Source organism: Cryobacterium sp. TS_SC_7, from assembly GCF_056156285.1.
On sequence record NZ_CM149589.1, the window covers coordinates 3,122,686 to 3,135,550 of the forward strand.

Below are 12,865 nucleotides of genomic sequence, written 5' to 3' on the forward strand. Positions count from 1 at the left end.
TGCCGGGATCGCGGTGCGGTCGCCGGCGTCCGCCGCGGTCTTCGTCGCCGTGGTGCTGCTCTGCGCGGCGCTGCTGGCCGACGCGGCCGTTCGCGGTCGCTGGGACACGGCGCTGGCCTCGACCCCGTCGCTGGCATTCGTCGTCTGGGGTGCGTGGCTCGTCTTCGCGCGTCCCTGTCTGCGCCTGGACGCGCAGGGGCTGACCATCGTCAACGTACTGCGCACGACCACCGTGCCCTGGGGGGAAGTGGACGATCTCGTGCTTCGGCACCAGGTCGTCGTGGTGACCCGATCGGGCGAACGCCTCGTGTGCTGGGGTGCGCCGTCATCCGCCAGGTCCTCGGTGGCTACCTCCCGCGCGCCCGGGTCGGCCAGGGAGCCCAGCGGGCGCATCCGCGGCTCGGCCGCGCACCGGGCCATTCGCGGCTTCTGGGACCGTCATGAGACTCCGCAGCGCGCCGGAGAGCCCATTGTGCGTCGGTGGCATCGGTGGTCGCTCCTGGGCGGCGCCGCGCTCATCCTCGGACTGGCCGCGCAGTTGGCCTGAGGTTTGCTCAATGAGTGCGCGTTTTTCTGCGCAGTCTGCCCACTACGTTTCGAAACTGTTACAACTTTTGTCTGAATGTGCCCCAGACTGGGTTCCGGGGCAGAGTCGCTTCACGCAGGCATAAGCTCTCCCCTTAAGCACACGAGAACAGTTCCTTTCCCCGGTATCGCGGCGGAGGGAACGACGGGGGAGTTTTCATGGTTTCGAATCGCTGCACGCTGCCGACGACACTGCCCGGCGTTCGGGGCTGATCCGCCCCCATGGTCTTCTACATCTTCCGACGCTTCGTCAACTACTTCTTCCTGTCACTGATCGCCACCTGCCTTGCCTACGTCGTCTCCAGTCTGGCGCTCGACCCGGCGGCCAAGTACTACGGGCGCAACCCGCAGCCGACGCAGCAGACGATCGACAACATCCTCAACGGCCTGGGCGTCAACCCGGATGTGCCCGTTCTGCAGCGGCTGTGGGACTGGCTGGTCAACATCGTCGTGCACGGTTCGCTGGGCAACGGCGTCAACGGCGTCTCCATCGGCGACCAGATCATCTCCCGGGCGGGAGTCAGCCTTCGGCTGCTCCTGATCGGGTCCCTGATCGGGGCCATCGTGGGCGTGACCCTGGGAGTCTGGGGTGCCGTGCGGCAGTACAAGCTGAGCGACCAGGCGGTGACCTACGGCTCCTACCTGATCTTCGCCACGCCCACCTTCGTGATCGGCGTGCTCCTGATGATCGGCGCGACCGCCCTGAACGGGGCCGCGGGCATGCAGCTGATCACCTTCACCGGAGAATACTCGGCCGGTCTCACCGGGTCGTGGTGGGATCTGGCCCTCGACCGCGGCATCCACCTGCTCCTGCCCACCATCGCGCTGGTGCTGATCGGCGCGGCCGGCTACTCCCGCTACCAGCGCAGCGTCATGCTCGACGTGTTGTCGGCCGACTTCATCCGCACCGCACGCGCCAAGGGCCGTTCCCGCAACTCGGCGCTCGTGCGCCACGGCGTGCGGGTCGCGCTCATCCCGATGTCCACCTTCTTCGCCTACAGCTTCGGCACCCTGATCTCCGGCTCGATCATGCTCGAGATCGTCTTCTCCTCCCACGGAATGGGTGAATTCGCCCTGAACGCCATCAGCCAGAGTGACATCAACGCCGTCGCCGGCACGACGCTGTTCGTTGCGATCCTCATCCTGTTCTCGTCGACGCTCTCCGAAGTGCTCTACGCCGCGCTCGACCCGAGAGTGAGGAACTGAGATGTCCCTGGTCGAAGAAACCAACGCCGAACTGGGCGCCCCGGACGTCCTGGTCACGCCGACGCCTCTCGGGGTGGGCGTGCCGAGCGGTCCGCCGGCAAGATCCCGGTCCCGGGGACGCCTGATCTGGCGGCGGCTCACGCAGACCTCCCGGTTCTGGGTGGGGGCGATCGCGATCGGCCTGATCCTCATCTGGGCACTGCTCGGCCCGCTGTTCTACCCGTTCGACGCGCTCACCCGTGACCCGCTGAACATGGGGCTCGGACCCACCCAGCTGCACTGGTTCGGCACCAACAGCATCGGCCAGGACCTGTACGCCCAGACCCTCGTCGGGCTGCAGAAGTCGCTGGTGATCGGCCTGATCGCCGGGCCGCTCGGCACCCTCATCGCCGCGGTGGTCGGTTCCGTCGCCGGGTATATGGGCGGTGTCGTCGACCGGGTTCTGGTCTGGTGCATCAACCTGCTCCTGGTGCTGCCGTCCTTCATCCTCCTGGTGATTCTGAGCCCGCTGTTCAAGGGGCTGTCCTGGGTGTTCCTGACCATCTTCATCGCCGGCTTCAGCTGGATGATCATGGCCCAGGTGGTGCGCTCCCAGACCAAGTCGCTGCGCGACCGCGACTTCGTCAAGGCGGCCCGCTACATGGGCGTGCCGATGCGCAAGATCCTCGGCCGCCACATCATTCCGAACGTGGCCTCCCTGCTGATCATCGACGCGACCCTCGGTGTGGTGGCGGCGATCCTGGCCGAGACCAGCCTCAGCTACTTCGGTTTCGGCATCCGGGCTCCCGACGTCTCCCTCGGCACCCTGCTGGCCGAGGGGACGAGCGCGGCCGTGACGCGGCCGTGGCTGTTCGTTTTCCCGGCGGGTGTGCTCATCGTGACCCTGTTCGCCGTCAGCCTCATCGGTGACGCCCTGCGTGACGCCGTCGATCCAACCTCGGGGGTCAACCGTGACTAATCTTCTGACGAACGAGAACCCGATCGCGAACCGTCGCACAGACCCCCCGCTCCTGGAGGTCAGAGACCTGTCGGTCACGTTCCCCCAGCGCGGCGGCCCGTCGGTCCAGGCGGTGCGCGGTATCAGCTACCAGGTGCACAAGGGCGAATTCCTCGGCATCGTGGGGGAGTCCGGTTCGGGCAAGTCCGTGTCGTCGCTGGCATTGATGGGACTGCTCCCCAGCTCGGCGGAGGTCACCGGCAGCATCCTGTTCGGCGGCCGGTCGCTGCTGGAGTTGAACGACCGGCAGCTCTCCGGCATCCGCGGCCGGGAAATCTCGATGATCTTCCAGGATCCGCTCTCGGCGTTGACCCCCGTGTACACCGTGGGCGACCAGATCGCCGAGGCGCTTCTGCTGCACGACGCCGCGCTGAGCAAGCGGGCCGCCGCGGCCCGGGCGGTCGAACTGCTCAAGATCGTCGGTATCCCGGCGCCCGAGCGGCGTGCCCGAGCGTTCCCGCACGAGTTCTCCGGCGGGATGCGCCAGCGCGCCATGATCGCCATGTCCATCGCCAACGACCCGCTGCTGATCATCGCCGACGAACCGACGACGGCCCTGGACGTCACCATCCAGGCGCAGATCCTCGAGGTGCTGGAGCAGGCGAAGAGCCTGACCGGCGCCGCCGTGGTGCTGATCACCCACGACCTGGGCGTGGTGGCCGGCCATGCCGACCGCATCGCCGTGATGTACGCGGGCAAGCTCGTGGAGAACGGCACGACTGACGAGGTCTTCGCCGCCCCGCACATGCCGTACACGATCGGGCTGCTGCGCTCGGTGCCCAATATGCAGACCGCCGGAACCCAACGGCTGGTCCCGCTCGAGGGCCGGCCGCCGTCGCTCACGGCGCTGCCGAGCGGATGCCCGTTCGCGGCCCGGTGCCCGATCGCCGTCTCCGCCTGCCTCGAGACCGAGCCCGTGCTCCTCGAACACGCGCCGGCCGCACCCGGCGTGCCCGTTGCCGGGCTCGGCGAGACCGCCCACGTCGCCGCCTGCCACCGCGCGGCAGAGATCGCCTCCGGCGCGCTGACCCGGCCCGACGTGTTCCCCCGGCCGGAACCGCTGGTCGTGGAGCATCGGGAACGGAACGCAGACACCGAGCCGGTCCTCACGGTCACGGGCCTGGTGCGCCACTTCCCGCTCACCAAGGGTGGGGTGTTCTCCCGGCAGATCGGCACCGTGCGCGCCGTCGACGGGGTGTCCTTCTCCATCCAGCCGGGCCAGACCCTGGGGCTGGTCGGCGAGTCCGGTTGCGGCAAATCGACGACCATCCTCGAGATCCTGGAGATGGCGAAGCCGCAGGCCGGTCAGATCCTGATCGACGGCCAGGATGTGGCCACCCTGAACCGTGCCGACCTGCTTCGGTTGCGGAAGGACGTGCAGATCGTCTTCCAGGACCCGATGGCGGCCCTGGACCCACGGCTGCCGATCGGTGACATCATCGCCGAACCGCTGACCGTGCACGGAGTGAAGCCCGCTGACCGGCGCGCCCGCGTGGCCGAGCTGCTCGACCTGGTCGGTCTCGACCCGGAGATGTCCGACCGCTACCCGCACGAGTTCTCCGGCGGACAGCGTCAGCGGGTCGGGATCGCCCGGGCCCTCGCCACGAACCCCCGGCTCGTCGTGCTCGACGAACCGGTGTCCGCACTGGACGTGTCCATCCAGGCCGGCGTGATCAACCTGCTCGAAGATCTCAAGGAGCAGCTCAACCTCTCCTACCTGTTCGTCGCCCACGACCTGGCCATCGTGCGCCAGATCGCGGACACGGTCGCCGTCATGTACCTGGGACGGATCGTCGAATACGGGCCGGTGGCGGAGGTCTTCGCCCACCCGCGGCATCCGTACACCCAGGCCCTGATCTCGGCGGCACCGATCCCGGACCCCGAGATCGAGCGCAGCCGCAAACGGGTGCTGCTGGAGGGGGACCTGCCCAGCCCGACGGAGCAGATCGACGGCTGCAATTTTCGCAGCCGCTGCCCGCTGTACACCCTCCTGCCGCCGCAGAAGCGGGCGCTCTGCGAGAGCATCGACCCACTGCTGGCGCTGCACGACACGGTCGAAACGGCCTGCCACCACGTGGAGGACAGCGCGGTCCTCGGCGTCGCCGTCTAGATCCCACCCCACAACCTCCCTGACCCCGGAAAAGTTCCCACCAAGAAAAGGAGAATCACACATGAAACGGAAAAGTACTGTTTTCTCAGCACTCGCCGTTCTGAGTGCGTCCGCCCTGTTGCTCACGGCGTGCGCTCCCGGAAACACCGCAGACGACTCGCCTGCCGCGAGCGAAAGCGCCGTCCTTCCCACCACAGCATGGGAGGTCGCCGCCGCCGCGGACGTTCAGGATGGCGGCACGCTCAGCCTCTCCATCGGATCGCTCCCCTCGAACTGGAACACGTACCAGGTCGACGGCAACGAGTCCGACACGGTCAACACCGTGGCGCCGACCACCGGCGGCCCGATCCGCGTCGCCGCGGACGGAACCACCACGGTCGACCCGAACTACGCCACCAGCGTCGAGCTCATCGGTGACGACCCTCAGGTCGTGGAGATCAAGCTCAACCCGGCCGCCGTCTGGGAAGACGGCACCCCGATCACCTACAAGGACTACGCGGCCACCTGGGCAGCCATGAACGGCAGCAACGAAGAGTTCTCGCCGGCGTCCACGGCCATCTTCGAACAGATCAGCGCGGTCGAGTCCACCGGAACCGACTTCGACTTCACGGTGACCTTCGACTCGGTCAACGCCGATTGGGAGTCGATCTTCACCAGCGTGCTGCCGGCCAGCGTCACGTCGACGCCCGAGGCGTTCAACACCGGCTATGTCACCACGCCGGTGCCGTCGTCGGGGCCGTTCGTCATCTCCGACGTCGACACCACCGGCCAGGTCATCACCCTGACCCGCAACCCGCTGTGGTGGGGCGAGACCGCCAAGCTGGAGACCATCATCGTCAAGGTCATCAGCGGAGCTTCGGCCGCCACGTCGTTCGGCAATTCCGAGACCGACGTGCTCTACATCTCGTCGAACGCGGACGCGTACCAGACCGCGGAGAAGCGAGCGGATGCCGAGATCCAGGCATCCGGTGGCCTCACCTGGACGCACGTCACCATGAACGGCTCGAAGGGCCCGCTCGCCGACGTGGAGCTGCGGCGCGCCATCGGCCACGCGGTCGACCGTTCGCTGATCTCCGAATCGGCCAACACGCCGGTCGGAGTGGACGCCACCACCCAGGGTAGCTACATCTTCATGCCGGGCCAGAAGGGCTATGAAGACAACGTGGGCGACGCGATCGGCTACGACGTGGCCGCTGCCGAGAAGCTCCTCGACGACGCCGGCTACGCCGCCGGCGACGGCGGCATGCGCGAAAAGGACGGCAAGGCGCTCGAACTGTCCATCACCGTGCCGGCCGACACCCCCACCAACAAGCAGCGCGCCGTGCAGGTGCAGGCTGACCTCAAGGAGGTCGGCATCGCCGTCGAGCTCAACGAGGTTCCCGCCGCGAAGTACTTCTCGGACTACATCATCCCGGGCGACTTCGAAATGACCAGCTTCTCCTGGGTCGGCACGCCGTGGCCGATCTCCTCGAGCGAGGCCCTGTTCTCCCCGGTCGACTCCGAGTCGAACTTCACCGGCATCACCGACAAGAAGCTGTCCGCGCTCTTCGACGAGGCCAACACGGAGCTGGACGCCGACAAGCGCATCGTCATCGCGAACGAGATCGACAAGGTGCTCGCCGCGTATGTGCCGATCATCCCGGTCGCGCCGCTGCCGAACGTGTACGCCGTGAAGTCCGGTCTCGTCAACTACGGGGCCACCCAGTTCGAAACGGTCGACTGGTCCATCGTCGGCTGGAAGAAGTAGCCGGAAAACACGCAACACAGCACGGATGACGGGACGGGGACTTCGGTTCCCGCCCCGTTTTTCGTGCCCGCTGCCGAATCCGGCGTGACTCTCAGCGTCCGGACGGGGAGAGTGCGGTAGGATTATCCGTTGGGTCGGACTTTGACCACACACATCCATTCTTCGTCGCATGCGGTACTCTGCGGCATCCATTCTTCGTAAGGATTTACTTCATGGCGATTGCCACGCGCAATAACCTCCGAAATGTCGCGATCGTAGCCCACGTCGACCACGGCAAGACCACGCTGGTTGATGCGATGCTCCAGCAGACCAACTCGTTCGCTGAGCACGCACACACCGAAGAGCGCGCCATGGACTCGAATGAGCTCGAGCGCGAAAAGGGCATCACCATCCTCGCCAAGAACACGGCGATCTCCTACAAGGGAATCCACGCCACGGATGGCCCCATCACCATCAACGTGATCGACACCCCCGGCCACGCCGACTTCGGTGGCGAGGTCGAGCGCGGCCTGTCCATGGTCGACGGTGTCGTTCTTCTCGTCGACGCCAGTGAGGGCCCGCTGCCGCAGACCCGTTTCGTGCTGCGCAAGGCGCTCGAAGCGCACCTGCCCGTCATCCTCCTGGTCAACAAGACCGACCGTCCCGATGCGCGCATCGACGAGGTCGTCGAGGAGAGCCAGGACCTGCTCCTCGGCCTCGCGAGCGACATGGCCGACGACGTTCCCGACCTCGACCTGGACCTCGTGCTCAACGTGCCCGTCGTCTACGCGTCCGGCCGCAACGGCTCCGCCAGCCTCAACCGTCCCGAGAACGGCCAGCTGCCCGACAACGACGACCTCGAGCCGCTCTTCGAAGCGATCCTCCAGCACATCCCGGCGCCGGTCTACGACGACGAGCACCCGCTGCAGGCCTGGGTCACCAACCTCGACTCCTCGCCGTTCCTCGGCCGCCTCGCGCTCCTGCGCATTTTCCAGGGCACGATCAAGAAGGGCCAGACGGTCGCCTGGATCAAGCACGACGGCACCATCGCGAACGTGCGTGTCACCGAGCTCATGATCACCAAGGCTCTCGACCGCTACCCGACCGAGAGCGCCGGCCCCGGTGACATCGTCGCGGTTGCCGGATTCGCCGACATCACCATCGGTGAGACCCTCGCCGACCCCGAGGACCCGCGTCCGCTGCCGACCATCACGGTCGACGACCCGGCCATCTCGATGACCATCGGCACCAACACCTCGCCGCTCATCGGCAAGGTCAAGGGCCACAAGCTCACCGCCCGCATGGTCAAGGACCGTCTCGACAAGGAGCTCGTCGGCAACGTCTCGCTCCGCGTCATCGACATCGGACGCCCGGATGCCTGGGAGGTGCAGGGCCGAGGCGAACTCGCCCTCGCCATCCTGGTCGAGCAGATGCGCCGCGAAGGCTTCGAGCTCACCGTCGGCAAGCCGCAGGTGGTCGTGAAGCGCGTCGACGGCAAGATCCACGAGCCGTACGAGCACCTCACCATCGACTCGCCCGAAGAGTACCTCGGCGCGATCACCCAGCTGCTCGCCGCCCGCAAGGGTCGCATGGAGAACATGGCGAACCATGGCACCGGCTGGGTCCGCATGGAATTCATCGTTCCGTCGCGCGGCCTGATCGGCTTCCGCACCGAGTTCCTCACGGACACCCGCGGTACCGGTATCGCCAACGCCATCTTCCACGGCTACGAGGCCTGGGCCGGCACCATCAACACCCGCACCAACGGCTCCATCGTCGCCGACCGGTCCGGTGTCGTCACGCCGTTCGCAATCATCGCCCTGCAGGAGCGCATGTCGTTCTTCGTCAACCCGACCGAAGAGGTCTACGAGGGCATGGTCATCGGCGAGAACTCGCGCGCCGACGACATGGACGTGAACATCACCAAGGAGAAGAAGCTGACCAATATGCGTCAGTCGACCTCCGACACGTTCGAGTCGATGACCCCGTCCAAGCAGCTCACGCTCGAGCAGTGCCTCGAGTTCGCCCGTGAAGACGAGTGCGTCGAGGTCACCCCGGCCATCGTGCGTATCCGCAAGGTCGAACTGGCGGCATCCGCTCGCCAGCGCAACGTCTCACGTCTGAAGAAGCAGGACGCGAACTAACCTTCGCCACTGCCGGAGCACAGCTTCGGAGCGAAACCGCAGCGGTCGTCGTTTATGGTCTTCCATAGCGACACCGCTGCGGTTTCGTTGTTAAAGCGCGAGTGACCGAACCGACGAATGGGTAATCGATGCATCTGAACCGACTACGTGTGCTGGCCGTGACCATGGCTGTTGCAGGAATGGCCGTGCTGTCCGGATGTTCCGGGGAGACCCTCGGAAACGCGGTTGACGGAGCGGTGAACGAGGCCACCGGCGGCGATGTCAGTCTGGGCGGTCAGCTGCCCGAAGGTTGGCCCGGGGAGATCCCCGTGATCGAGGGGAACATCGGATTCGGTGCCTCGAACACAGCGGACGGCGACGGCTGGGTGGTCACCGTCACGTCCAGCGCCGCGGACCCGCTCGCCGACGCCACGGCGAAGCTCGAGGCCGCCGGTTTCAGCGCGGACACCGCCGCCACGGCGAACATCGGCGATGCCGGCGTCGCCGTGCTGACGAACGCTTCCTGGTCCGTGGTCGTCGCCGGCACCCCCGAGGGCGTGCTCTACACGGTCTCCCCGGCCGCCTAACCCCCACCTCAGCTGTCACCTTTCCGGTCGAGAGTGACCGCTCCTGCGGTCACTCTCGACCGGAACGGGCACTGTCGGGCCAGGAGAGTGGCCGCGGGGGATCAGGCGAAGAGGGCGGCTCCCACGTAGGAACCGCGTGCGGCGCCGGGCGGAACGGCGAACAGGGCCGAACCGACGTGACGGATGTACTCGTTCAGCGCGTCGTGCCGGGCCAGGTTCAGCTGCACGGCGGTGAAGTTCTCCGGTGTGCTCTGGAAGCTGATGAAGAACAGCCCGGCGTCGAGACGGCCGAGCGCATCGGTGCCGTCGACGAAGTTGTATCCGCGGCGCAGCATCCGGATGCCAGCATTCCGGGTGGGGTGAGCCAGACGCACATGCGCGGCCGCGCCGATCAGAGGCAGGTCGGCCCGGCCGGTGATGGCGAAGTCCGGCGCGGTGAACTCCGTGCCGCCGGACAGGGGAGCACCCTCGCCCTTGTCGCGTCCGAACACGGCCTCCTGCTCGCGCAGGATGCTGCGATCCCAGGTCTCGATGGTCATCCGGATGCGCCGCGCCACCAGGTAGGAACCGCCGGCCAGCCAGGCGGGCCCCACCTCGGAGCCGACCCAGACGTGGGCGTCGGCGGCACCCGGTTCCTCGGCCTTGATGTTGGACGTGCCGTCTTTGAAACCGAAGAGGTTGCGCGGGGTGGCCTGACTGGTGCTCGTCGACGAGGTGCGTCCGAAACCAAGCTGCGACCAGCGGATGACCGCGCGCCCGAAGGCGATCCGGGAGAGGTTGCGGATGGCGTGCACGGCGACCTGCGGGTCGTCGGCACAGGCCTGGATGCAGAGGTCCCCGCCGCTGCGTCCCGGCTCGAGCATGTCCCCGGGGAAATGCGGCAGCTCGGTCAGCTCGTCCGGACGCCGGGTCCTGATGCCGAACCGGTCGACGCCGTCGGCGTCCTCGAACAGGCTCGGGCCGAACCCGAAGGTGATCGTCAGGCCAGACGCGGGCAGGCCGAGGGCCTCGCCGGTGTCCTCCGGGGGTGCGTCGTAGGGGCCGCTGACGGCGCCGAAGTCGCCGATATCGCGCCCCGCGGCCATCGCTGCGGCCGCCACCGTCCAGTCCTGGAGCAGCTCGATCAGCCCGGCCCGGGTGGTTCCCGCGGACACGTCGAACGCCGCGAAGTGCAGGCGGTCCTGCGCCGGGGTGAGGATGCCGGCCTGGTGCTCCTGGTAGAACGGGTACACGTCCGTGGCGGGGGACGGCGCGGTGGCGGAAGCGGCGACGGCGATCACCGCCCGGTCACCGCCCACCCCGAGACCCAGGCCGGCCACGCCCGCGCCGGCCAGGCCGAGCAGGCCACGGCGCGACAGGCCGCCGGACGCTCCGTCGGACACCTAGAGCACCAGGGTCGATGTGAGCTGGTTGAGCGGTTCGCCCAGGGCGTTCACCTGGTCGGCGAGGGCCTTGATCTCTTCGGGGCTCAGGTCGGTGTAGAGGGTGAACCCGTCGCCGACGCGCTGAGCGTCGAGCAGCGTCTGCAGGGCGGCGAACTCGGCGTCGAGGCTGTCGGCGAGGGCGGCATCCTTGGCGACCAGGATGTCCCGCACACCGGCGTAGAGCACCGCGGCTCCGTCGACGTTGGCCTGGAAATCCCACAGGTCGGTGTGCGACCAGAACTCCTCCTCGCCGGTGACCTTGCCCGTGGCGACCTCGTCGAGGAGGCCGATGGCGCCGTTGGTCTGCTGCGACAGGGTGAAGGAGAGGGTCTGCACCTTCTCGTTCAGGGTGGCGGTGTCCTGAACCAGAAGGCCGGCGAGGCGCTGGCGTTCCTCGGCCGGGTAGGCGGCGAAACCGGGTTCGGCGTCGGCCGGCCAGAGGTCCTTCTCGATCGCGTGCCAGCCGGTCCAGTCCTGGCCCTCTTCGAGGTCGGCCTCCCGCAGGTCGAGCTGCGGGTCGAGGTCGCCGAAGGACTCCGCAACCGTTTCCACCCGCTCCCAGTGCGAGCGGGTCGATGCGTAGAGGCCGCGGGCGGTGTCGAAGTCGCCGGCCACATACGCGGCCGCGAACATGTCGGTGCCGGTGACCAGCTGCGCCACCTGGTCTCGCACGTAGGAGGCGTAGTTGACGTTGGCGGTCTCGATCTGCGCCTGCAGGTCGTCGTCGACGGCCACGACCTGGTCGGAGGCGGTCACCGTGAAGCCGGCTTTCCCAATCCCGTCACCGGTCATGCCGGGCTTGCACGCGGTGACGTATTCGCCCTCCGCCAGCTGCACCACCAGGTCGCGGGTGAGTCCCGGACCGATGTTCTCGGCCTCGCCCACGATCCGCAGTCCGTCCTCGGCGAGCAGATAGAACTCGGTGACCTGGTCGCCCGAGTTGGTGATGCTGAAGCTCAGGGTGCCGGCCGGGGCGTCCTGGGCCGACACGGTGCAGGCATCCGTGCTGCTGTCGACAGTGAGGGCGGCGCGCGCGGAATCGGCCGGGGTGTTGGCCACGCAGCCGGTGAGGGCGAGCAGGCCGAACGCGGACGCGGCGGTGAGGGGGAGGAGACGGGCGCGCATGGGGGTCCTTAGCAGGTGGCGGGGCAGGGGAGGAGGTGCGGGGTCAGTGGGGGAGCGCCGCGGTAGCGACGTCGCGCTCGGGTGTGGTCGTGGTCGTGGTCTCGACGGCGCCGGAACCGGTCGGTCGGCCCCTCCGGCTCGTCGCGATGAAGAGGGTCAGCGCCGGCACGAGGTAGGCAACCCAGACGATCAGCTCCAGCCAGGTGGTGGCCGGGGAGAAGTTCAGGGTGCCCTTGAGCAGGGTGCCGTGCCAGCTGTCCGGCGGGATGACGGCGCTCACATTGAAGGCGAGGCTGTGCAGGCCCGGCAGGAACCCTGCCTCTTGCAGGTCGTGCACGCCGTAGGAGAGCACGCCGGCCGCGACCACGAGAAGGATGCCACCGGTCCAGGTGAAGAAGCGGGCGAGATTGATGCGCAGCATGCCGGTGTAGATCAGCCAACCGAGCCCGGCGGCGGTGACGATTCCGAGACTGGCGCCGACCAGCGGCATGGTGGTTTCGCCGGTGGCCTGCACCGCTGCCCAGATGAAGAGGGCGGTCTCGATTCCCTCGCGGCCGACCGCGATGAACGCGACGACGACGATTCCGAGACCCGAGCCCACGAGGGACCGGTCGATGCTGCCGCGGAGGTGGCCGGGCAGGTCACGGGCGGTGCGCAGCATCCAGAACACCATCCAGGTCACCAGCCCCGTGGCCACGATCGACAGCACGCCGCCGATCGCCTCCTGCGCCGTGAACGACAGGCCGTAGGTGCCGAACGTGAGCAGGGCGCCGATGCCGAGCGCGAGCACCACGGCCAGGCCCACGCCGGCCCAGATGCGCAGAAGCACGTCGCGGCGGCCGATCTTCACGACGTAGGCCACCAGAATGGTCACGATCAGGGCGGCTTCGAGGCCTTCGCGCAGGCCGATCAGGTAGTTTGCGAGCACGGGGCTTCCTGGTTCAGTGTGGGATAACTTTGGTAAGGCTTACCTTAGTGGCTC

General features: G+C 67.6%; 10 protein-coding genes. 7 read left to right on the forward strand and 3 right to left on the reverse strand.

Features of this window, described 5'->3' with window-relative positions:
* Window positions 1-13 precede the first annotated feature (13 nt).
* The 7 genes from AC0J5J_RS14375 to AC0J5J_RS14405 all read left to right on the forward strand — a co-directional run bounded on the left by AC0J5J_RS14375 (window position 14) and on the right by AC0J5J_RS14405 (window position 9,334).
* Window positions 14-547, forward strand: a complete 534-nt coding sequence (locus AC0J5J_RS14375) for a PH domain-containing protein (protein ID WP_134425742.1) — start codon at window positions 14-16, stop codon at window positions 545-547.
* A 260-nt stretch (window positions 548-807) separates the two neighbouring features.
* Window positions 808-1,791, forward strand: a complete 984-nt coding sequence (locus AC0J5J_RS14380; protein WP_474898614.1) for an ABC transporter permease — start codon at window positions 808-810, stop codon at window positions 1,789-1,791.
* A 1-nt stretch (window position 1,792) separates the two neighbouring features.
* On the forward strand, window positions 1,793-2,749 hold the full coding sequence (locus AC0J5J_RS14385; RefSeq protein ID WP_134425739.1) for an ABC transporter permease: 957 nt from the start codon (window positions 1,793-1,795) through the stop codon (window positions 2,747-2,749).
* Window positions 2,742-4,898: an ABC transporter ATP-binding protein gene (locus AC0J5J_RS14390; RefSeq protein WP_474898615.1), complete on the forward strand. Its 2,157-nt coding sequence runs from the start codon at window positions 2,742-2,744 to the stop codon at window positions 4,896-4,898. Before AC0J5J_RS14385 ends, AC0J5J_RS14390 begins: the two co-directional genes overlap by 8 nt.
* A 61-nt stretch (window positions 4,899-4,959) precedes the next feature.
* Window positions 4,960-6,645 (forward strand): ABC transporter family substrate-binding protein, encoded by a 1,686-nt coding sequence (locus AC0J5J_RS14395; RefSeq protein WP_134425738.1) that lies wholly within the window; start codon window positions 4,960-4,962, stop codon window positions 6,643-6,645.
* 212 nt (window positions 6,646-6,857) lie between these two features.
* Window positions 6,858-8,768: a translational GTPase TypA gene (typA, locus tag AC0J5J_RS14400; RefSeq protein ID WP_134425737.1), complete on the forward strand. Its 1,911-nt coding sequence runs from the start codon at window positions 6,858-6,860 to the stop codon at window positions 8,766-8,768.
* Between the two features lie 164 nt (window positions 8,769-8,932).
* Window positions 8,933-9,334, forward strand: coding sequence for a hypothetical protein (locus AC0J5J_RS14405; protein ID WP_474898617.1), 402 nt, complete (start codon window positions 8,933-8,935; stop codon window positions 9,332-9,334).
* Between the two features lie 101 nt (window positions 9,335-9,435).
* Here AC0J5J_RS14405 and efeB read toward each other — a convergent pair whose 3' ends face one another.
* The 3 genes from efeB to efeU are packed head-to-tail and all read right to left on the reverse strand — an operon-like array spanning window position 9,436 to window position 12,811.
* Window positions 9,436-10,716 (reverse strand): iron uptake transporter deferrochelatase/peroxidase subunit, encoded by a 1,281-nt coding sequence (efeB, locus tag AC0J5J_RS14410; RefSeq protein ID WP_474898619.1) that lies wholly within the window; start codon window positions 10,714-10,716, stop codon window positions 9,436-9,438.
* Window positions 10,717-11,883, reverse strand: coding sequence for an iron uptake system protein EfeO (efeO, locus tag AC0J5J_RS14415; RefSeq protein ID WP_474898621.1), 1,167 nt, complete (start codon window positions 11,881-11,883; stop codon window positions 10,717-10,719). It lies immediately after the preceding gene.
* A 43-nt stretch (window positions 11,884-11,926) separates the two neighbouring features.
* A complete protein-coding gene (gene efeU / locus AC0J5J_RS14420; RefSeq protein WP_474898623.1) occupies window positions 11,927-12,811 on the reverse strand; it encodes an iron uptake transporter permease EfeU in 885 nt (294 codons plus the stop codon).
* Between the last annotated feature and the right edge of the window lie 54 nt (window positions 12,812-12,865).